A 21,315-nucleotide genomic window follows, 5' to 3' on the forward strand; every position below is an offset into this window, starting at 1 on the left:
CGGTTAAGCGCCGATCACCCTCCGCCTTGCCTGCTGTCGTTTGTCCCGGGGGGTGACTGCGGGGGACCCTGCTGCCCGCCTTCGAAGATGCCGAACAGGCCGCGCAGGAAGCCCGGCGTGAGCGCCGCGAGCGGGTTGACCGTCGCCTCCGGGTCATCGAGCGGCCCGCGCACCCGGTAGCTCGCGGCGAACACGCCCCCGCCCTGTTCCGGCGAGAACAACCGGCCGATCACCGGGATCCGGCCGAGCAGCGAATTGAACACATAGGCCGGAACGATCGTTCCCTCGAGGTCGATCCGCCCATTCGCGCGGTCGATCGTCCCCTGCGCGGTGACGCCGAGCGAGGCGCTGATCGCGCGCGCATCGCGGAGTTCCAGGCGACGATCGTCCCAGGTGAAGGAGGCGACGGCTCGGGTGAACGACACGCCGGGGCCGCGGGCGAGATCGAGAACGCCGTAGAGCGTCATCGCCTGCAGAACGCGCGCCGCGGCCGGCGCCTCGCGCAAGCGGAAGTCCAAAAGCTCCGCCTCGCCGGTCAGCGGATGTCCGGGCTGCGTGTCGTCGAATATGCCGCGGATCGTGAGCGTCCCGCCCGCCATTGTGGTGAGCACGTCGAGCGCGTTGAGAACGGCCCCGGCATCGTCTGCCGTGAGGGTGAACGATCGTCTGCCCGGGCCTTCGGGAGCGATCGCAAGCCGCATCGTGCCGCGTTGCCCGGCGAGAGCCGAGGCCTCGGCGCGCGCGATCACGCCGCGGGCCAGAGCGCCCCTGCCGCGCACCTCGCGCAGCTCATGGCCTGGGCGGAAGACGAGGCGATCGATCGCGGCATCGACCACGAGGGTCGGCTGCGCCCGTCCCGGATCGCGCGTCTGGTCCGCCTCCCGGCTGCGGCGGGAGAGGTCGATCACGGGGGCACGCAGCGTCACCGCATAGTCGCCCCCCGGGCGCTCCGGCAGCAGCACGCTGCCCGAGAGGCGGGACTCGCTGAGCCTTGCCTCCGTGACCTCGATCCGTTCGAGCCGACCGTCACGGCCGAGACGGAAACGAGCCCGGCCGAAGATGTCGCCCGCCTCGAGGCGCACGAGGTCGGCGCCTGTCAGCCTGCCACCCGGCCCCAGCGCAAGACGCGCCTCCGCCGTGCCGGGATGACCGGGCGGCTTCTCGACTCCAAGCTCCGGAACGGCGAGGCGCGCGCGCGCAAGGTCGGCCCTCACCGTCGCCGCGCCCTGCCCGTTCCGTCTGAGCTCGAGCGTCGCCTCGGCGCCGATGGGGCCGGTGAGATAGGGCGCGAGGTCGAGATCGAACAGGGCGGCAAGCCCCTCCTGCGGCGACGCCTTGGCGGTGTAACGCTCGACCACCTGGGTGGGCGGGCCAGAGCGGAAATCCATCTCCCCCGTCACCTCGGCCTGGATCGGGCCGAAGACCCCCGTTCCCGCAAGCCGCAACCCGGTGCGGCTCGCGGTGAGCTCGGCGCGCCCCCGCTCGAGATCCCGCCCCGCGAGCAAGGCGGGAACGCGGAGGTCGCGCGCCCGGGCGCTGACGGCGACGTCGATCTCGTCGAGCGTGAGCGCATCGAGCAGCGGGAAGGCGAGAGAGAGAGAGAGCTCGCCCCGGCCCGTGATGCCTGGCGGCGGCGCGCCGCGGCGGCTGAACAGGTCGAGCTTCGGATGCGCGATCAGAGCGAGCGCCTCCTCGACGGCGCTCTCGATCCGAAGCGTCACCTCCGCCCGGTTCGGCCTCCGGTCGAGGTCGAACAGCCGCACGCGCCCCTCCGGCACGGTGATGCCGCCGAGCCTGCCCCCTTTCGTCGCGATGTCGATCTCGGCGAGGCTTGCGAAGGTCACCACCGCCGCCACGCCCTCGACGGGCGGCATCGGCCGGAGATAGTGCACCGTGAGGTTCTCGCCCCGAACCGTTCCGGAGATACGCTCCGGAATCAACTCGTCGCGGGATGGTGGGATGATCGCCCGCAGCCTGATGTCGAGCTCTCTCGCAAGCCCGGTGGTGATGTTCGCGGCGATCCAGCGCCGCTCGTTCATCGCCACCCCTTCCGGCCAGAGCTTCGGCAGGTCGGCGAAGGACAGGGCGTCGAGGCGGATGCGCGCCTCGGCGATCCAGTCTCCGTCCGCGTCGGGAATGGCGGCACCCGAGAGGGTGAGAGTCGGCGAGGGGCCAGCCGTTCCGGGCAGGACGAGGGTGAAGGAATCGAGCGTGATTCCAGAAGGGTCGTAGCGGGCGCTCAGGCGCGCCGAGGTGAGGGGAAGCGGCGAGCCGCCGGGCAGAACCACGCCCCCCGCCCCGAGCTCGGCGCGGAGCTCGGCAGAGGCGAGCGTGCCGTCCGAAGCGCGGCGCGCCCGTAGGGTCGCAACCGCCGGCGCCTCGACCGCGGCGAGAGCGGAAAGAGCCGGCAGGGCGGCGGCGAGCTCGGCCGGCCGGGCCGCCTCGAGGGCAATCTCGCCCTCGATCGCCCCATCCGGCCCGATCTCCGCCGCGAGGCGCACGGGCAGGCGCGCCGCGTCTGCCGAGGCGACACCGCTCGCCTCGAGGACGATCGCCGTGCCGCGGGCGACCGGGCGCCTCTGCAGCGACAGGGTCGCGTCCGGAATGGTCCAGCGCGCTCCGAGCTGGCGGTCATCGACCGTCACCTCTGCCGCTGTCACGACGAGGCGACGCAGTTCGGCGAAGCGTGGCGTGGTTCCGGCAGGGGCGGGAGCCAGCCCGAACTCGGCGAGCAGGCGGTGATCGTTCGCTGCCCCCGGCCCGCGTTCCGGCGCGGGCGCCTCGCCACCGCCGAGGTCGAGGGACAGCGCGCCGTCCTCGCCGCGCAGTACCGCGATCCTGAGCCCGCGCAGCCGGACGGCGCGCGGCTCGAACCGGCCGAGCAGAAGCGAGCGCAGGCCGAGCGACACCTCGCCCTCGGGTAGCACCACCGCCTCGGCCCCGGCCGAATCGAGCACGCGGACGTCGGCGAGCCGGATGTCGAGCGGGCGATCGATTCCTCCGCCGAACCCCTCCCAGGCGAGCGCCGCGCTGCCGATCGAGACGCGCACACCGCCGTCGCCGCGATTGACGTAGTCCTCCATCGCGCGCGCGAGCTGGTCGAGCGGCAACGGCCCCTGGGCGAGCCGCCAGGCGAGCGCGCCGATCCCGGCTGCCGCCGCGACCGCGAGCATCAGGACGAGGCCGAGAAGGCGCCGGAGCGCCCGGCCGCTCGCACGGATCATCCGGGCCGCCCGCCCGTCTTGACCGCGCGCGCGCGCGGCGGCGAGGCTCTTTGGTGATGACGCTCGAGACGCCGCCAAGGCCGCACGACGCCGACGCCGCGCGTCACTGGCACGAGCGCTGGGCGGCGGCCTGGGCGGAGCGGCGGGCCGAGGACCCCGGCATCGGCCCCGACCCGGCGGGCGGGGCGGCCGAGCGCGCCCTGCTCGACGCGCTGTTCGGCAACAGCCCGCATCTCGCGGAGCTTGCGGTGCGCGAGCAGGCAACCATGGCGTCGATCCTCGCCGAGGGGCCGGATCGCCCCTTCGCTCGCGTCCTCGCCGAGCTTGCTGCCGAGGCGAGGCCGGAGGCACCGCGGGCCGAGCTCGCCGCCGCGCTCCGGCGCGCCAAGCGCCGCGGGGCGCTCGTGATCGCCGCCGCCGACATCGCCGGCACCTGGGACGTCGACCGGGTGACCGCCGCCCTCTCCGATCTCGCCGACGCCACGCTTTCGGCCGCGGTGCGTCACCTGCTCGCGGGCGCCGGGCCCTCCCTCCGCCTCCGCCACCGCGACGACCCCGCGCGCGGCAGCGGGCTGATCGTGCTCGGCATGGGCAAGCTCGGGGCACGGGAGCTGAACTACTCGAGCGATGTCGACCTCGTGATCCTGTTCGACCCGGAGCAAGCCTATCACGGCGATGATCCGACGGCATTCTTCGTCAGGCTCGCGCGCGACCTCGTTCGGCTGATGGAGGAGCGCAACGCCGACGGCTACGTGTTCCGCACCGACCTCAGGCTTCGCCCCGACCCGGGCGCGACACCGCTCGCCGTCTCGGTCGAAGCGGCGCACAGCTACTATTCGAGCCTCGGCCAGAACTGGGAACGCGCGGCGATGATCAAGGCGCGGCCAGTGGCGGGCGACCTCGCCGCCGGCAACGCCTTCCTCGCCGAGCTCCGCCCCTTCGTCTGGCGCAAGCATCTCGACTTCGCGGCGATCCAGGACATCCACGCGATCAAGCGGCAGATCCAGGCGCATCGCGGCGGGGCGGAGATCGCGGTGGCCGGCCACAACCTTAAGCTCGGCCGCGGCGGAATCCGCGAGATCGAGTTCTTCGCCCAAGTGCAGCAGCTCATCTGGGGCGGGCGGGACCCGAGGCTGCGGGCGCCGCGCACCAAGGACGCGCTGGCCGCGCTTGCGCGCGCAGGTCTCGTCGCCCCCGAGACCGAGGCGGCGCTCGCCCGCGCCTACGACTTCCTCCGCCGAATCGAGCACCGGCTGCAGATGCAGAACGACCGGCAGACCCACACCTTGCCCGAGGACGCCGATGCTCTCGCCGCTCTTGCCACCTTCGCAGGCTTTCCGGATTCCGGCTCCTTCGCAGCGGCTCTGACCGCCGAGCTCTCGCGCGTCGAGACGGCCTATGCCGCCCTGTTCGAGGAGGCGCCGGATCTCGCCGGGCCCGGCACCCTCGTTTTCACCGGTGTGGCCGACGACCCGGGCACGCTCGCGACCCTCTCGGGCATGGGCTTCGCCAACCCGGCCTCGGTCGCCGCCGCTGTGCGGGCCTGGCACCACGGCCGGCCGCGGGCGACCCGAAGCGAGCGGGCGCGCGAGCTTCTGACGGAGCTGATGCCGGCGCTGCTTGCCGCGCTCGCCCGCCAGCAGGACCCGGATGCCGCCTTCGCGCGGTTCGATTCCTTCCTCAACCGGCTTCCCGCCGGCGTGCAGATCCTCTCGTTACTGCAGCGCAACCCTGCCCTGCTCGACAAGGTGGCGGCGGTGTTCGGCGCCGCCCCGCTGCTCGCCGACCACCTCGCCACCCATCCGGCGGCGATCGAGGGGTTGCTCACCGGCGAAGCCCCGGCGCTCGACACCGGGCTCGACGCCGCACTCGCCGATTGCCGCTATCTCGAGGAGGCGATGGATGCGGTCCGTCGCGTCGTGCATGAACGCGCCTTCCTGATCGGCGCAGCGACGCTCGACGGCTCGCTCGATGCCGACGCCGCCGGCCGCGCCCGCGCCGACCTCGCCGATGCCGCTCTCGCCGCGCTCCTGCCGCGCGTGGCCGAGGATTTCGCGAAGCGCCACGGGCGGGTCGCGCGCGGGGCGATGGCCGTGGTCGCGCTCGGCAAGCTGGGGGGGCGCGAGATGATGGCTTCCTCCGATCTCGACATCATCCTGATCTACGACCACGCACCTGGCGCCGAGGCCGCCAAGGGCGGGCAGGGGCGGGCGCTGACGCCGCCCGAATACTTCACGCGTCTCGCCTCCGCCTTCGTCGCCGCGATCACCGCTCCCTCGGGCGCGGGCAAGCTGTTCGACATCGACATGCGGCTCAGGCCCTCTGGCAACAAGGGGCCGATCGCTGTCCGGCTCGACGCCTTTGCCCGCTACCACGCGGAGGAGGCCTGGACCTGGGAGGCGATGGCGCTCGCGCGCGCGCGCGTCGTCGCGGGCCCCGCGCCGCTCGCGCGGCGGATCAGCGCCGCGATCCGCACCGCGCTGACGCGCCCGCGCGACCCGGCGAAGCTGCGGGCGGATGCGGCCGCCCTGCGCGGGCGGATCGCCCGCGAACTTCCCCCCTTCGGACCGCTCGACGTCAAGTATCGCGACGGGGGCTTGCTTGAGCTCGAGTTCGTCGCGCAGGTGCTCCAGCTCGCGCATGCCCACGCCACCCCTTCGGTGCTTGCGACCGGAACAGCAGAGGCGCTCGACCGCCTCGCCGCGGCGGGGATCCTTGCGGAAGAGGAACACGCTGCGCTCAGGCGCGCCTCGTTCCTCTACCGAACGGTCCAGGGCCTGTTGCGGCTCACCGTCGGCAAGCCGCGCAGCGCCGCCGACCTGCCCGAGCCCGTTGCGGCGGCGATCGCGCATGCGGCCAGGGCCGTTGATCTAGCCGATGTCTGCGCCCAGATCAGCGATTGCGCCGCGAAGGTGCGCGAGGCGTTCCTCCGCCATGTCGGGACGCCGGGCAGCTCGTAGCGGCAGGCGAACGAAGACGGAGGGGGACGATCATGGCGAAGAGCGCCAAGACAGCCGCGCCGGCGAAGCCCGCGGCCAAGGCCAAGCCCGCGGCAAAGGCCGCCAAGACCGCCGCCAAGGCGAAGCCCGCGGCGAAGGCCGCGAAGGCGGTGGCGGCGACGAAGCCAACGACGAAGGCCAAGGCCGCAACGAAGCCGGCTAAGACGACGGCGGCCGGCACAGCGGCGAAGAAGGCCACTGTCCCGAAGCCGGCCGCGACAGCGCCCGTGCCGGACCTTGCCGTCGGGGACCCCGCCCCGGCCTTCTCTCTGCCCGCCACCGGCGGCCGCACGGCCTCGACCGAGGCGCTGAAGGGCAAGCCCTTTGTGGTCTATTTCTACCCCAAGGCCGACACGCCCGGCTGCACGACGGAGGCCTGCGGCTTCAACGAGGCGCTGGCGCAATTCAAGGGCCTCGGCATCGACGTGATCGGCATCTCGAAGGACTCGCTGCCGGCGCTCGAGAAGTTCGCAGCGAAGTACAATCTCGCCTTCCCGCTGGCCTCCGACCCCGACAACGCGGTCGCCCAGGCCTACGGCGCCTGGGGCGAGAAGGTGTTCATGGGCCGACGGTCGGTCGGGCTGATCCGCTCGACCTTCCTGATCGACAAGGACGGCAAGGTGGCCAAGGCCTGGAAGAAGGTGAAGGTCGAGGGGCACGCGGCGGAGGTGCTCGCGGCGGCGAAGGCGCTCGGCTGACGGCAGCGTCGGCGCCGGTCCGCCCCTCCCGCGCTTGGCCGCGCGGTCGCGGTTGGCGAACAGCCCGGCGCCGCCCCATCCAAGGCTCGACCTCTGGCGGGTCACCGGTCCGTCACGCCGCATCGGCTTCACGGGCCTCTCGCGGCGATCAGTGCTCCACGAGGACGGGCGCCGTAATCCCAAAGCGGCGTGTGCTCGTTCCCGAGCCTCTCCCTGCGGTCAGCGCTCGGCCAGGGCCGAGGCCTCGGAACGCGTGGACTTCACCCGTTGCGCGAGCGCAGCGGCGAGGAACTCGTCGAGGTCGCCATCGAGCACGGCCTCGGGCGTGCCCTTCTCCACGCCGGTGCGCAGGTCTTTCACCATCTGGTAGGGCTGGAGCACGTAGGAGCGTATCTGGTGCCCCCAGCCGATCTCGGTCTTGACCGGGGCGGCCGCCTGCGCCGCCTGCTCGCGCTTCTGCAGTTCGAGCTCGTAGAGCCGGGCCCGGAGCATGTCGAGGGCGATCGCCCGGTTCTGGTGCTGGCTCCGCTCCTGGCTGCTCTCGACCACGATCCCGGTGGGCAGGTGCTTGATCCGCACCTTGCTCTCCACCTTGTTCACGTTCTGCCCGCCCGCGCCCGAGGAGCGCATCGTGTCGATCTCGAGATCGGCTGGGTTGATCTCGATCGCGATCGTGTCGTCCACGACGGGCGAGACGCCGACCGAGGCGAAGGAGGTCTGCCGGCGGGCATTCGCGTCGAAGGGGCTGATGCGCACGAGCCGGTGCACCCCGCTCTCGGTCTTGAGCCAGCCATAGGCGTTCGGGCCGCTGATCCTGAGCGTGGTCGACTTGATCCCGGCCTGCTCGCCGTCGGACCGCTCGATCACGTCCACCTTGTAGCCGTGCGCCTGGGCCCAGCGGCTGTACATGCGGGCGAGCATCTCCGCCCAGTCCTGCGCATCGACGCCGCCCGCGCCGGCGTTGATCTCGACGAAGCAGTCATTGCCGTCGGCCTCGCCCGAAAGCAGGCTCTCGATCTCGCGGCGCTTCGCCTCCTCGGCGAGGCGGCGCAGATCGGCTTCTGCCGCGGCGGCCGTCTCCTCGTCGGCTTCGGCCTCGGCGAGCTCGATGAGCTCGAGCGCATCGGCAACCTCCCGCTCGAGCCTCTGCACGCCCTCGACGGCGGCGGCGAGGCGGGTGCGCTCGCGCATCAACTTCCGCGCCGCCTCGGGATCGTTCCAGAGCGCGGGATCCTCGGCGCGGGCGTTCAGCTCCTCGAGGCGGCGGACGGCTTGATCCCAGTCAAAGATGCCTCCTCAGCAGACCCACCGAGGCGGCGATCTGCTCGGAGAGCGCGGCGATCTCGGCGCGCATGGCGTGACGGTCTCCGGACGGTTCGGGTGGGGGCGCTCAGTACAGCCCGCCGAGGCCGGCGTCCAGCGCCGCCGCCGGGCGACGCGACGGTAGGGCGGGCCCCTCGGCCTCCGCCGGTCCGGCGCCAACGCCCGCGAGTACGCCGGAGGCAGCCCCTGCGGCTCCGGGTTCGGTGCCGGGCTTGAACGCCTCGATGAGCGTGTTGCGGTCGCCGGGGCCGGCCGGCTCGCCGGTCTCCGCGTTGATACGCACCAGCCTAAGCCCGGGCGGGATGCGGAAGGGCAGGGCCGGGCGTCCCGCAAGCGCCTCGCGCATGAAGGCGGCGAAGATCGGCGCCGCGACGAGCCCCCCTGTCTCGTTGTTGCCGAGCGGGCGCGGCTCGTCGAACCCGACCCAGACGGCGGTGACGAGGTCGGGCGTGAAGCCGACGAACCAGGCGTCGAGGAAGTCATTGGTGGTTCCGGTCTTGCCGGCAGCGGGACGGTCGATCGCTGCCCGGCCGCCGGTGCCGCGCTGGATCACGCCCTGCAGCATCGACACCATCTGGTAGGCCGAAGCAGGGTCGGTCGCCTGCGGGCGGTTGTCCGGTGCCTCCGGCGGGGTGGCCGAGGGGGACTCCTCACTGCAGCGGTCGCAGACGCGCGCGTCGGCCCGGAACAGCACCCGGCCGTTCCGGTCCTGCACCGTGTCGATCAGGGTCGGCGTCACCGCCCGGCCGCCATTGGCGAAGGTGGCGTAGGCCGCCGCCATCCGCAGAACCGTCGTCTCCCCGGCCCCGAGTGCCATCGCATAGGTGCGCGGCATGTTCGGCATCACGCCGGTGCGGGCGGCGACCGAAGCGACATTCTCGAGCCCGACGAGCTCGGCGAGCCGGATGGTCATCAGGTTCTTCGACTTCTCCATGCCGACGCGCATCGGCGTCGGCCCGCCGAACTCGCCGGCGTTGTAGTTTGTCGGCCGCCAGCGCCCCAGGCCCGGCCCCATGTCCACCACGAACGGGGCGTCGAGGATGCGCTGCACCGGCGAGAGGTTCTGCTCGAGCGCGGCGAGATAGACGAAAGGCTTGAAGCTCGAGCCCGGCTGACGGTTCGCCTGCGTGACGCGGTTGAACCAGGAGCGTTCGAAGCTCCAGCCGCCCGAAAGCGCGAGCACCCGGCCGGTGTTAGGGTCGAGAGCGACGAGAGCGCCTTCGATCTCGGGGATCTGCCTGAGCGCGAGCCGCTCGGGCAGGGGCGGGCGGGCGGGGCGGCCGCGCTGCGCCGGAAGCGGCGGCTCGGCAGGCAGGACCTCGACCAGCACGACGTCGCCGACCGCGAGCACATCGGCCGGGCGGCGCGGGGCGGGGCCGAGCCGCTGCTCGGGCAGCGCACGGCGCGCCCAGGCGAGTTCGGAGAATGGCAGCGGCAGGACGCGCGGCTGCGCCGGCACACCCGGGCGAGGGCCGCGCTCGAGCAGGCCGAGCCGCGCTTCCTCGGCGCCGAGCTCGAGCACCACGGCGGTGTGCCAGGCCGCGAGCGCCCCGGCCGGCCGGGGCAGAGCGGCGAGAGCCTCCATCCAGCCCGTGCGCAGCTCCGCGGGCGACAGCTCGATCCGTGCGATGGGGCCGCGCCAGCCGCCGCGGCGCCGGTCCCACGCCATCAGCCCCTCGCGCAACGCCCGGTCGGCCGCGGCCTGCATGGCCGGATCAAGGCTCGTGCGCACGGTGAGCCCGCCTTGGGTGGTCGCTTCCGCACCGAACCGGTCGATCAGCTGCCGGCGCACTTCTTCGGCGAAATACTCGGCCTGGACTCGTTCGGCGAAGCGTCCCGGGCGGACGACGATCGGCTCCGCCTTGGCTGCAGCCGCCGCTTCGGCCGTCAGCGCGCCGTCCTCGGCCATCCTGTCAAGCACCCAGTCGCGCCTGCCCTTGGCTGCTTCCGGAAAGCGGAAGGGGTTGTAGTTGTTCGGCGCCTTCGGCAGGGCGGCGAGGAAGGCGACCTCGGCGGGGGTGAGCTCATCGAGCGCCTTGCCGAAATAGGTCATGGCCGCCGCGGCGACGCCGTAGGCACCCTGGCCGAGGAAGATCTCGTTCAAGTAGAGCTCGAGGATGCGCTCCTTCGAGAGCGCCTGCTCGATCCGGATCGCGAGGATCGCCTCGCGCAGCTTGCGCTCGAGCGTCACCTCGTTGCCGAGCAGCATGTTCTTCGCCACCTGCTGGGTGATCGTCGAGGCGCCGACGGGGCGCCGGCCCTGGCCCATCTGCTGCAGGTTGGTGACGGCGGCGCGCAGGATGGCGAGCGGATCGATCCCGGGGTGGCTCCAGAAATTCTGGTCCTCGGCGGAGATGAAGGCGTCCTGCACGAGCTTCGGGATGGCGACGATCGGCACGAACACACGCCGCTCGGTGGCGAGCTCGGCGAGCAGGCGCGAATCGCCCGCATAGACCCGGCTCATCACCGGCGGCTCGTAGTCGGCGAGGCGCTCATGGTCCGGAAGGTCACGGGCGAAATGCTGCCACGCCGCGACGGCACCGAGGCCCCCGAGCACGACAAGCACCATCGCGAGCCCAACGAGCCCGTAGACGAGCCGGACGATCACGCCGCGCCGGCGCCGTCTCGGCCGCGCGGGCTTCGCCCCGGTCGGCCCGGACTGGTCGCCCAGCACCTCTTCGGGCGGCCCCGACGCGCGACGGGCGGCAGGGCGGCGGTTGGCAAGCGGTTCGTCAGCGCGCATCGATTCCGAATACCATGTCGGGGGCGGCACCGGCACGGGCAAGAGACGCAGGACGTGCCACAAGACCGTGCGGGGAAGAGCCGCGCGGAACCGGGCTCTACCACTGGGTGAATTCTCCTAGCCGGCAGCCTGCAACGCCCCGGTCTCCGCGCACCAGGCCTCGATCGCCCGGGCCATCGCGGCGGCGACGACGCGCCGGTGGTCGGGCCGGCGCAAGAGCGCCTCGTCCTCGCGGTTCGACAGGAACCCCATCTCGACGAGCACGGAGGGGATGTCGGGCGCCTTGAGCACGATAAAGCCGGCGAAGCGATGGCTGTTGGGCAGCATCGTCACGTCCTTGGCAAGGCTTGACACCGTGATCCGCGCCATGCGCGCGGCACCGTTCAGCGTGTCGCGGCGGACGAGCGCGATCAGGATCCGCGCCGCCTCCGGCGTGACGCCCTCGAAGGTGGGGCCTGCGAACCGGTCGGCGCGGTTCTCGTTCCGAGCGATCCGCTCCGCGAGCGGGTCCGAGGCTTGCTCGGCGAGGGTGTAGACGGAGGCGCCGCGCACGTTCCGGTCATCGAGCGCATCGGCATGGAGGGAGAGGAAGAGATCGGCCCCGGCGGCTCGGGCGGCGCGCACCCGTTCGGTCAGAGGCACGAACACGTCGCGGGTGCGCGTCATCGCCACCCGAACGCGCCCGCCCTGCTCGAGCAGGCGCCGCGTTTCGAGGGCGGCGGCGAGCGTGATGTGCTTCTCCTGGGTTCGGGCGACCCGGCCAATCGCGCCCGGGTCGCGCCCGCCATGGCCCGGGTCGAGCATCACGAGCGGCTTGCGAGCGACCCGCGCCGGCTGGGCGGGCGCTTCAGCGTCCGCCGCCGGGCGCGCCGCGGCGCTGCTCGCCGTCTGGCGCAGGAACACGCTCTCCGGCGCGGGCGAGAGCGTGATCTCGAGGGCACGCCCCGACGACGCCTCGACCACCTCGGCCCGATCGACCGAGACCGGGCGCGCGAGATCGAGCACCACCCGGGTCACCCCGGGACGGTTCAGCCTCACGCGCACCCCGCGCACGAGGCCCGCGCCGGATGGCGGTTCGCCGCCCGACCAGGCGAGACCGGGCAGATCGATCACGACCCTCGGCGGATTGCCGAGGGTGAACAGGCTGAATGCCGGCGAGGCAGTGGTGGCGAGCGAGAAGCGCGTCACCGCTCCCTCATGCGCGACCGAGGCGCCGGTGGCGGCGGCGGCATGGACTGCGCGCGACGCGAGCACGCTCACGGGCAGCGCCAGGGGTGCGCGAAGCCCCGCCATGACCACGAGGCGGCGCCCGAGACCGAGCGTCATGCCTTCTCCCAGCGGAGGTGAACCGGTTCGGGGGAACAGGATATCAAGTTCTTCCGTGGGTTGCCACGTCTCGCTGAGGTGTCGCGGGAAGTCACGCGGGCCTTGTGATCAGGGCTCGCATGCGCCATTGTGCCTCACCCGCGCGGAGACCTGCCGCGCCGCCCCGCTCGGGCGTTCGGCCGGCGCTGTGGCCAGCGGGTGCCGCGCCTGGCGTGTCCTGCGGCTCGCGCAGGGGCGCCGCGTTCCGCCGGCACCGTCGAAGGTCGCCCCATCCGCTGGGCAGTCGCCACCGGGTGCACGCCGCGCCCGACGGAACGGAACGATGACCGGACGCTTCCTGCGCCCTGACCCGCTTCCGCCCACCGCCGCCCGTGCCGGTGGCCCCCGTCCATCCCCTTGCCGCCACGGCTCGGCACCGGCCACGCGCCCGAGTGCCGCCCTGGCGCGGAGACCGAGTGTCCATGACCAAGCGCATGCTGATCGACGCCACCCACCCCGAGGAGACGCGCGTTGTCGTTCTTGACGGCAATCGCCTCGAGGAGTTCGACGTCGAGACCTCAACCAAGCGAACCCTCAAGGGCAACATCTACCTCGCCCGCGTGGTGAGGGTCGAGCCGAGCCTCCAGGCCGCGTTCGTCGAGTTCGGCGGAAACCGCCACGGTTTCCTCGCCTTCGGCGAGATCCACCCCGACTATTACCAGATCCCGGTCGCCGACCGGCAACGCCTGCTCGCTCTCGCCGAACAGGAGGCGGCCGAAGAGGAGGAGGACGGGGGGGAGCTGGCGCCCGCGGAGGCAGCCTCGCAAGCAGGCGCTGCGGCGGCGGAGGGGTCGCCGCAGGAAGAGCCGCCCGGTGGTTCGTCGCCTGCACCGGAGTCGCCGGTGGCAGCATCGGAGGCCTCGGCCTCTGCCGCCAAGGACACCGCGCCCACGCCCCCTCCCTTCGAGGCGCCCGAACCGCCTCGGCCGGCCGAGGCGGCCGTCGTGCCCGATCTTCCCCCCGCGCCCGCGTCCACGCCGGAGGACGGGACCGAATCCACCCCCACACCGCGGCCGCCGAGCGCGCAGCCGGTGCGGATCGAGGGCGAGACCATCTCCGCCGAGCCCGACCGGATCGCGATCCCGCCAGCGCCGCAGGCCGACCCGCTCGCGACCGCCGAGCAAGCCCGCGACGACGGGCCGGGGGAGGACTCCCCTGCCGCGCCCGACGAGTCGGAAGAGGTGCGCGGCCGCGGCGAGGTGGCCGAGGTGGCAGCGGAGCCGGCCGTGCCGGAGACCATCGGCGGCGGCGACGGCGCCGAAGAGGAGCGGCCGCGGCGGATCAACCCACGCTTCCTCCGCAACTACAAGATCCAGGAGGTGATCAAGCGCCGGCAGATCCTGCTCGTGCAGGTGGTGAAGGAGGAGCGTGGAAACAAAGGGGCAGCGCTGACCACCTATCTCTCGCTCGCCGGCCGCTACTGCGTCCTGATGCCGAACACGCCGCACGGCGGCGGGATCAGCCGCAAGATCTCCTCCGCGGCCGACCGCAAGCGCCTGCGCGAGATCATGGCCGAGCTCGACCTACCGAAGGGCATGGGCCTGATCGTCCGCACCGCCGGGGCGAACCGCCCCAAGGCTGAGATCAAGCGCGACTGCGAATATCTCCTCCGGCTGTGGGACAGCATCCGCGAAAAGACGCTCGCCTCCGTCGCCCCGGCCCTGATCTACGAGGAGGCGAACCTCATCAAGCGCGCGATCCGCGACCTCTACTCGCGCGACATCGACGAGATCCTGGTGGACGGCGAGGAGGCCTACCGCGCCGCCAAGGACTTCATGCGCATGCTGATCCCGTCGCATGCGAAGAAGGTGCAGCTCTACCGCGACGGCGGCGTGCCCCTGTTCGCGCGCGCCGGCGTCGAGGCGCAGCTCGATGCGATGCACTCGCCGCGCGTCGAGCTCCGATCGGGCGGCTCGATCGTGATCAACCAGACCGAGGCGCTGGTCGCGATCGACGTCAATTCGGGCCGATCGACGCGCGAGCGCAACATCGAGGAGACCGCGCTCAAGACCAATCTCGAGGCGGCGGACGAGATCGCCCGCCAGCTCCGCCTGCGCGACCTCGCGGGGCTGATCGTGATCGACTTCATCGACATGGAGACGAGCCGCAACAACGCCGCCGTCGAGCGGCGCCTGAAGGAGGCGCTGAAGCACGATCGCGCGCGGATCCAGGTCGGCCGGATCAGCCATTTCGGCCTGCTCGAGATGAGCCGCCAGCGCCTCCGCCCGAGCCTGACCGAGACCGCTTTCGTCACCTGCCCGCACTGCGGCGGCACCGGCCTCGTCCGCTCGACCGAGAGCGCGGCGGTTCAGGTCCTGCGCGCGATCGAAGACGAGGCGGCGCGGCGCCGGGCGGGCGAGATCGTCGTCCGCTGCGCCGGTTCGGTCGCGCTCTACCTGCTCAACATGAAGCGCCAGCGCCTCGCCGAGCTCGAGGCGGCGTTCTCGATGCGGATCCTGTTCGCCGCTGACGACACGCTCATTCCCCCCGCGCACAGGATCGAGCGAACCAAGCCCCCCGTGATCGTCGCTCCACCCGCGGCCCCCGCCCCCCTGCCGCCACCGCCGCCGGCCGAGGACGACGAGGAGGAGGCGGCGGCCGAGGCGGAGGTCGAGGAGAGCGTCGAGGAGACCGCTCAGGAAGGGGAGCGCGAGGCGCAGCCTGACCGTCCACAGCCCTCCACAGGCGACGGCGAACGGCGCCGCCGCCGCCGCCGCCGCAGGCGCGGCAGGCGCGAGGAGGGCTCGGCCGCCGCTCCTGCAACGGTGCCGCCCGGGATCGGCGACCAGCCCGGGCTCGCGGTGAGCGAGCCTGCCGAGGCCATGAGCGCCGAGGCCGAGGCGGAGGACGAGGGGGCCGCCGCAGGGCCGCCACGAGGGGCTTCTGAGAGTGAGGAGGCGGCGCGGACGCGCCGCCGCCGCGGGCGACGCGGCGGCCGACGCCGTCGCCGCGAGGACGAGGCGGGCGCGGGGCGCGCCGAGCCGGCCGCCCCGCCTGTGATGTTCCAGGGCGCGACACCGGCCAACCCCTTCGGCGACACGGCGCTCGACCTCTTCGAGGCGATCGAACGCGAGCTGACCGCGACCGACACGCCGCCTGCCGCGACCCTCGAGGTCGCGGCTGAGCCTGTCGTCGCCGCATCGGGTGATGGCCCGCCTGCCGCCGCTGCTCCGTCACCGCCCGCCGCCGCCCTGCCGGAGCGGCCCGTGGTCGAGCCGGTGCACGACGCCCCGCAGCCCGCCGCGCCGGCGTCGGCGCCTGAGCCGAAAGCGCCGATCGCCTCGATGGAGATCAAGCCGATCGTCGTCGACGAGGCGCCGCCCGACGTCCCGCGCAAGCGCGGCTGGTGGCGTCGCTAGAGCAGATCGCATACGGCTGGAAACAGCCGTAGGCGTGAAGATGCTCGCAAGATGAGGCCAGAGCGGTTTCCACTCATCTGGAAACCGCTCTAGCCCGGCCGGCACGGAGCGTGGGCGAGGTCTGCCGTCGGCAGCACCTCGCCCGGGAGTGTTTCCCCGAGAGGGTGAGGGATCGCGCCCGTCGTCGGTCGTGTTCGGGAATGCCGCGGCTGGCGGGGCCGGGCACGACAGCGCGCAGCCGCATTTGGAGCGGCGCCCCCCCGGGGGCGGGGCGGAAGCTCGGCCCGCCGGCAGCGCCGCCGGCGCGCGCGTCCCGCACGGCCGCAGCACGCCCTCGCATCCGCCCGGCCGGGAGGTCGTCGGCATCGGCTGACCGCTCCGCGCCGACAGACGCGGCTCAGCCGAGCGCCTTGACCATCGTCGAGCCGAGCGCGGCGGGGCTGTCCGCGACCAGGATGCCCGCCTCGCGCATTGCCGCCATCTTGTAGGCGGCGGTGTCCTTGCCGCCCGAGATCACCGCGCCCGCATGCCCCATGCGCCGCCCGGGCGGAGCGGTGGCCCCGGCGATGAAGCCGACCACGGGCTTCTTCCGCTTCTCGCGGGCGAGGAACTCCGCCGCCTCGACCTCGGACTGGCCGCCGATCTCGCCGATCATGATGATCGCCTGGGTCTCGTCATCGGCGAGGAACAGCTCAAGCACCTCGATGAAGTCGAGACCCTTCACCGGGTCCCCGCCGATGCCCACACAGGTGCTCTGGCCCAGGCCCGCGGCGGTGGTCTGCGCCACCGCTTCATAGGTCAGGGTGCCGGACTTCGAGACGATGCCGATCCTGCCGCGCCGGTGGATGTGGCCCGGCATGATACCGATCTTGCAGGCATCGGGGGTGATGATCCCGGGGCAGTTCGGCCCGATCAGTTTCGACTTCGAGCCGGTGAGAGCGCGCTTGACCTTCACCATCTCGAGCACCGGAATCCCTTCCGTGATGCAGACGATCAGCGGCATCTCGGCGTCGATCGCCTCGAGGATGGCATCCGCCGCGAAGGCGGGGGGAACGTAGATCGCGGTCGCCGTCGCCCCGGTCTTCGCCTTTGCCTCGGCGACGGTGTCGAACACCGGAAGGTCGAGATGCGTCGTGCCGCCCTTTCCTGGCGTGACGCCGCCGACCACTTTCGTCCCGTAGGCGATCGCCTGCTCGCTGTGGAACGTGCCTTGGGCGCCGGTGAAGCCCTGGGTAATCACCCGGGTGGTGGCGTCGACAAGAATGGCCATCTCAGGCGGCCTCCTTCACGGCCTGGACCACCTTGGCGGCGGCGTCGGCGAGGTTGTCGGCGGAGACGATCGGAAGCCCCGAGGCGGCGAGGATCTTCTTGCCGAGCTCGACATTCGTCCCCTCGAGCCTGACGACGAGCGGAACCGACAGCGACACCTCGCGCGCGGCGGCCACCACGCCTTCGGCGATCACGTCGCAGCGCATGATGCCGCCGAAGATGTTGACGAGGATTCCCTCGACCTTGGGGTCGGAGAGGATGATCTTGAACGCGGCCGTGACGCGCTCCTTCGTCGCGCCGCCGCCAACGTCGAGGAAATTGGCCGGTTCGCCGCCGTAGAGCTTGATGATGTCCATCGTCGCCATCGCAAGCCCGGCACCGTTGACCATGCAGCCGATGTTGCCGTCGAGAGCGACGTAGTTGAGGTCGTACTTCGCCGCCTCGATCTCCTTCGGGTCCATCTCGCTCTCGTCACGGAGAGCGGCGATCTCGAGGTGGCGGAACAGGGCGTTGTCGTCGAAGCTCACCTTGGCGTCGAGCGCCACCACATCGCCCGACGACGTGACGACGAGCGGATTGATCTCGACGATCGCGCAGTCGAGCTCGACGAAGGCGCGGTAGAGCGAGAGCACGAAGCCGGTGAAGGCGCGCACCTCGCTCCCCGACAGCCCAAGGCCGAAGGCGAGGGTGCGGCCGTGGAAGGGCTGCACGCCCGTCGCCGGGTCGACATGAACGCGGAGGATACGCTCGGGGTGGCGTGCGGCGACCTCCTCGATCTCCACCCCGCCCTCGGTCGAGGCCATGATCGCCACGCGGCCGACCGAGCGATCGACAAGCAGGCCGAGATAGAGCTCGCGGGCGATGTCGCAGCCGCTCTCGACATAGACGCGCTGCACCTTCCGCCCTGCGGGCCCGGTTTGGGCCGTCACCAGCACCTTGCCGATCATCGCCTCGGCGGCCGCCCGAGCCTCCGCCGGCGAGCGCGCGATCCGAACCCCGCCCTTTCCGGAGGCGTCGTCGAGGAAGCGGCCCTTGCCGCGGCCGCCGGCATGGATCTGCGCCTTGACCACGGTGACGGGTGAGGCGAGCGAGGCGGCGATCCGCTCCGCCTCCTCCGGGCTCCAGGCCACACCGCCCTTGAGCACGGCCACGCCGTATTTCGCGAGCAGCTCCTTGGCCTGGTACTCGTGGATGTTCATCGCAGGGTCTCCATTGCGGAGAGGGAGTGTTCGGGACGCGGCACGGGGGTACGCGGACGTGGGGCCGGGCCCGGCGCGGCGTTCAGCCGACGAGAGCGCGCGCGGCCTCGATCAGCTCTCGCACCGCCGCGCAGCTCCGCGCGAAGGCGGCGCGCTCGGCATCGTCGAGGGCGATCTCGACGATCCGCTCGACCCCGCCCGAGCCGATCACCACCGGCACGCCGACATAGAGGTCGCTCACACCGTACTGGCCCGTGAGCCAAGCGGCGCAGGGAAGCACGCGCTTTTTGTCGCGCAGGTAGCTCTCGGCCATCGCGATCGCCGCTGCCGCCGGTGCGTAATAGGCCGAGCCCTTCTCGAGCAGTTTCACGATCTCGCCGCCGCCGCTCCTGGTGCGCTCGACGATCGCGTCGATCCTCGCTTGGGTGGTCCAGCCCATCTTCACGAGATCGGGCAGGGGGATTCCTGCGACGGTGGAGTAGCGCACGAGCGGCACCATCGTGTCGCCATGTCCGCCGAGCACGAAGGCCGTGACATCCTCGACCGAGACGCCGAACTCGTGCGCGAGGAAGAGGCGGAAGCGGGCGCTGTCGAGCACGCCGGCCATGCCGACGACCTTCTCGGGCGGCAGGCCGGACTTCTCGCGGAACACCCACACCATCGCATCGAGCGGGTTGGTGATGACGATCACGAACGCCTCCGGGCAGTGTGCCTTGACGGCCTCGGCCACGGTGGCGATCACGCCCGCGTTTTTTGACACGAGGTCGTCTCGGCTCATGCCCGGCTGGCGCGGGAAGCCGGCGGTGATGATCACCACCTCCGCGCCCTTGATCGCGGCGTAGTCGGCCCCGCCGGTCATCATCGCGTCGAACCCGTCCACGGGGCCCGACTGCATGATGTCGAGCGCCTTGCCGGCGGCGACGCCGCCGAACACGTCGACGAGAACGACGTCGCCGAGCTCCTTGAGGCCGATCAGGTGGGCGAGCGTGCCGCCAATATTGCCGGCGCCGATCAGCGCGATCTTCGGTCGGGCCATGGGTGTGCCTTGCGTCCTTGCTTGCCGACGTGATGTCGCGGCGCGGGCCTGGAGGGGCGCGCCGGCCGCCCTGCCTCGGGCGGGGCGTGGTTGACCTAGCCGGTTTGATGCGTTGCGGCAAGGCGGCGGGCCGCGCTGCTCAGCCTCCCCTCAGCGCCGTCGGCCGCCCTCGCTTCGGAACTGGCGCACGCTCGCGGCCGCGTCGTCGAGCCGTGCCTGGGCGCGACGCTCCGCCGCTCTCGCCGCGTCCGCGGCACGACGCGCCGCGATGATCTCGACCGCCCGCTCGGCGGCGCGCGCCTCGGCAAGCGCCTCGCGCTGCCGCTCCGCCGCGCGCGCCGCCGCCGCCGCCTTCGCCGCTGCGGCGCGTGCCTCGGCGACCCCACGCGGCAGCCAGGCCGCGTAGGCCGCCGGGTCGCCCGCCTCTGCCTCCGCCATCAGCGCCCGCTCCGCCGCGACGGCCTCGGCGGCGACGCGCTCCTCGACGCGAAGTGCCTCGGCGAGTGCGCGACGCGCCTCCGTGACCGCGAGGCGGCGCAGCCGCGCAAGCGTTGCGAGCGCGTCACGTGCCATGGCTGTCCAGGATGGCGGCGAGAGCGGCAAAGGCCGCCTCGGGCGTGTCGGTCTCGTCCTTTCCTTGCGCGAGCAGGGCCTCGATTCGAGGAGCGAGCCGCACCGCCTCGTCCACCTCTGGGTCCGAGCCCGGCCGGTAGGCGCCGAGACGGACCATGTCGGCCATCTCGCTGTGCAGGGCGAGCAGGCGGCGTGCGCGCGCAAGCAGCGCCTTCTGTTCGGGAGCGAGGAGTCCGTCTGCCGCACGCGAGAGGCTGCGCAGCACGTTCACCGCCGGGAAGCGCCCGGCTTCGGCGATCCTGCGTTCGAGCACGACATGGCCGTCGAGAATGCCGCGCGCAGCATCGGCTACCGGCTCGTCATGGTCCTCGCCCTCGACGAGGACGGTGAAGAGGGCGGTGATCGCGCCGCCGCGGCCCTCGAGCCCGGGACCGGCGCGCTCGAGCAGGCGCGGAAGCTCGGCGAACACCGAGGGCGGGTAGCCGCGCGTGGCCGGCGGTTCGCCAGCGGAGAGGCCGATCTCGCGCAACGCCAGGCAGAACCGCGTGACGCTGTCCATCATCAGGAGCACGTTCAGCCCCTCGTCGCGGAAATGCTCGGCGACCGCGAGCGCCGCGTGCGCCGCCTCGCGGCGCAACAGCGGCGCGGCATCGGAGGTGGCGACGACGACCACCGATCGCGCGAGCCCCGCCTCGCCGAGATCGTCCTCGATGAACTCGCGCACCTCTCGGCCGCGTTCGCCGACAAGTGCGATCACCGCGACGTCGCAGGCGGCCTGGCGCGCGAGCATCGCCATCAGCGTGGACTTGCCCACCCCAGAGCCTGCGAAGAGGCCGAGCCGCTGCCCCTGCCGGCAGCCGGTGAAGAGGTCGAGCGCGCGCACACCAAGCGGCAGGCGCGGCCCGAGCCGCGCCCGCGCGGTGGCGGGAGGCGGGGCGGCACGCACCAGGCGCGGCGCCGGCCCGGGAGGGAGGGGCCCACGCCCGTCGAGCGGGTTGCCGAGCGGATCGATCACGCGCCCGAGCCAGGCGTGCGAGACGGCGAAGCGCGCCTCGCCGCCGATGCGCGCGGGCATCCCTGGGCCGAGCCCGGCGAGATCGCCAAGCGCCATGGCCTGGGCGCGGCCCGAGCGGAAGCCGATCACCTCGAGCATCACCTCGCGGCCGTCGCGCGCCGTGGCGACCAGACGATCGCCGACCGAGAGGAACCCCGTCACCCCTTCGACCTCGACGGCAAGACCGGTGACGGAGGCGAGCCGACCTGTCAGCTGGAGTTGGGGGAGAGAACGGAAGGCGGTTGCGGCGGCGGCGAGACGCTCGGCGAGCGGCAGCGGAGGATCCTTCGTCGCGGCGAGGGCGGGCTGCATGCGGGCGCTCCCGTCTGTCCTGCCCATGTGTGTGGGGCGTGGGCGGTTAACGCGCGGTGAAGGCATGCGCGTGTCTGCACGCCCGAGAGCGCCTCACGGATGTGCATGAGCTCTGACGGATGCGTGAGTCGGAAAACCTTACATGCGGCGGGAGCGTCGTC

The 21,315-nt window shown here is 72.4% G+C and carries 12 protein-coding genes; 3 read left to right on the top strand and 9 right to left on the bottom strand.

Annotated elements, in window-relative coordinates; translation table 11 throughout:
* Positions 1–14: 14 nt before the first annotated feature.
* Complete coding sequence (locus KO353_RS10140) at positions 15–3,224, bottom strand: DUF3971 domain-containing protein (RefSeq protein WP_218284558.1); 3,210 nt, start codon at positions 3,222–3,224, stop codon at positions 15–17.
* 56 nt (positions 3,225–3,280) lie between these two features.
* Here KO353_RS10140 and KO353_RS10145 point away from each other — a divergent pair, with 56 nt between their 5' ends.
* Together KO353_RS10145 and bcp are read left to right on the top strand one after the other, a co-directional pair.
* A complete protein-coding gene (locus tag KO353_RS10145) occupies positions 3,281–6,184 on the top strand; it encodes a bifunctional [glutamine synthetase] adenylyltransferase/[glutamine synthetase]-adenylyl-L-tyrosine phosphorylase (protein ID WP_218284559.1) in 2,904 nt (967 codons plus the stop codon).
* 266 nt (positions 6,185–6,450) lie between these two features.
* Positions 6,451–6,921 (top strand): thioredoxin-dependent thiol peroxidase, encoded by a 471-nt coding sequence (gene bcp / locus KO353_RS10150; RefSeq protein ID WP_218287346.1) that lies wholly within the window; start codon positions 6,451–6,453, stop codon positions 6,919–6,921.
* A gap of 219 nt (positions 6,922–7,140) precedes the next feature.
* Here bcp and prfB read toward each other — a convergent pair.
* From prfB to KO353_RS10165, 3 genes are all read right to left on the bottom strand, one after another.
* Positions 7,141–8,275 (bottom strand): peptide chain release factor 2 gene (gene prfB / locus KO353_RS10155; RefSeq protein WP_218284561.1). Its coding sequence is split into 2 segments (ribosomal slippage): positions 7,141–8,205 and positions 8,207–8,275, totalling 1,134 coding nucleotides; the frame shifts between segments, so codons are not numbered across the junction.
* A gap of 36 nt (positions 8,276–8,311) precedes the next feature.
* A complete protein-coding gene (locus KO353_RS10160; protein ID WP_218284563.1) occupies positions 8,312–10,987 on the bottom strand; it encodes a penicillin-binding protein 1A in 2,676 nt (891 codons plus the stop codon).
* A gap of 117 nt (positions 10,988–11,104) precedes the next feature.
* Entirely contained in the window at positions 11,105–12,313 is a 1,209-nt protein-coding gene (locus tag KO353_RS10165) for an N-acetylmuramoyl-L-alanine amidase (RefSeq protein ID WP_218284564.1), read from the bottom strand.
* A 461-nt stretch (positions 12,314–12,774) separates the two neighbouring features.
* Between KO353_RS10165 and KO353_RS10170 the strand changes: the two genes are divergently transcribed.
* Entirely contained in the window at positions 12,775–15,711 is a 2,937-nt protein-coding gene (locus KO353_RS10170) for an Rne/Rng family ribonuclease (protein WP_218284565.1), read from the top strand.
* A gap of 397 nt (positions 15,712–16,108) precedes the next feature.
* Here the strand turns inward: KO353_RS10170 and sucD are convergent, their stop codons facing one another.
* The 5 genes from sucD to KO353_RS10195 form a co-directional block, all read right to left on the bottom strand.
* Entirely contained in the window at positions 16,109–16,981 is an 873-nt protein-coding gene (sucD, locus tag KO353_RS10175; protein WP_218284567.1) for a succinate--CoA ligase subunit alpha, read from the bottom strand.
* 1 nt (position 16,982) lies between these two features.
* Entirely contained in the window at positions 16,983–18,179 is a 1,197-nt protein-coding gene (sucC, locus tag KO353_RS10180) for an ADP-forming succinate--CoA ligase subunit beta (RefSeq protein WP_218284568.1), read from the bottom strand.
* Positions 18,180–18,261: 82 nt separating this feature from the next.
* On the bottom strand, positions 18,262–19,215 hold the full coding sequence (gene mdh, locus KO353_RS10185) for a malate dehydrogenase (protein WP_218284569.1): 954 nt from the start codon (positions 19,213–19,215) through the stop codon (positions 18,262–18,264).
* A gap of 150 nt (positions 19,216–19,365) precedes the next feature.
* Positions 19,366–19,788 carry a hypothetical protein gene (locus tag KO353_RS10190; protein ID WP_218284570.1) on the bottom strand — a complete coding sequence of 141 codons (423 nt, stop codon included), beginning with the start codon at positions 19,786–19,788 and terminating at the stop codon, positions 19,366–19,368.
* A complete protein-coding gene (locus KO353_RS10195; protein WP_218284571.1) occupies positions 19,778–21,154 on the bottom strand; it encodes a FliI/YscN family ATPase in 1,377 nt (458 codons plus the stop codon). The genes KO353_RS10190 and KO353_RS10195 overlap by 11 nt, the downstream gene beginning before the upstream one ends.
* Positions 21,155–21,315: the final 161 nt, after the last annotated feature.

The organism is Elioraea tepida (assembly GCF_019203965.1).
Lineage (GTDB): Bacteria > Pseudomonadota > Alphaproteobacteria > Acetobacterales > Acetobacteraceae > Elioraea_A > Elioraea_A tepida.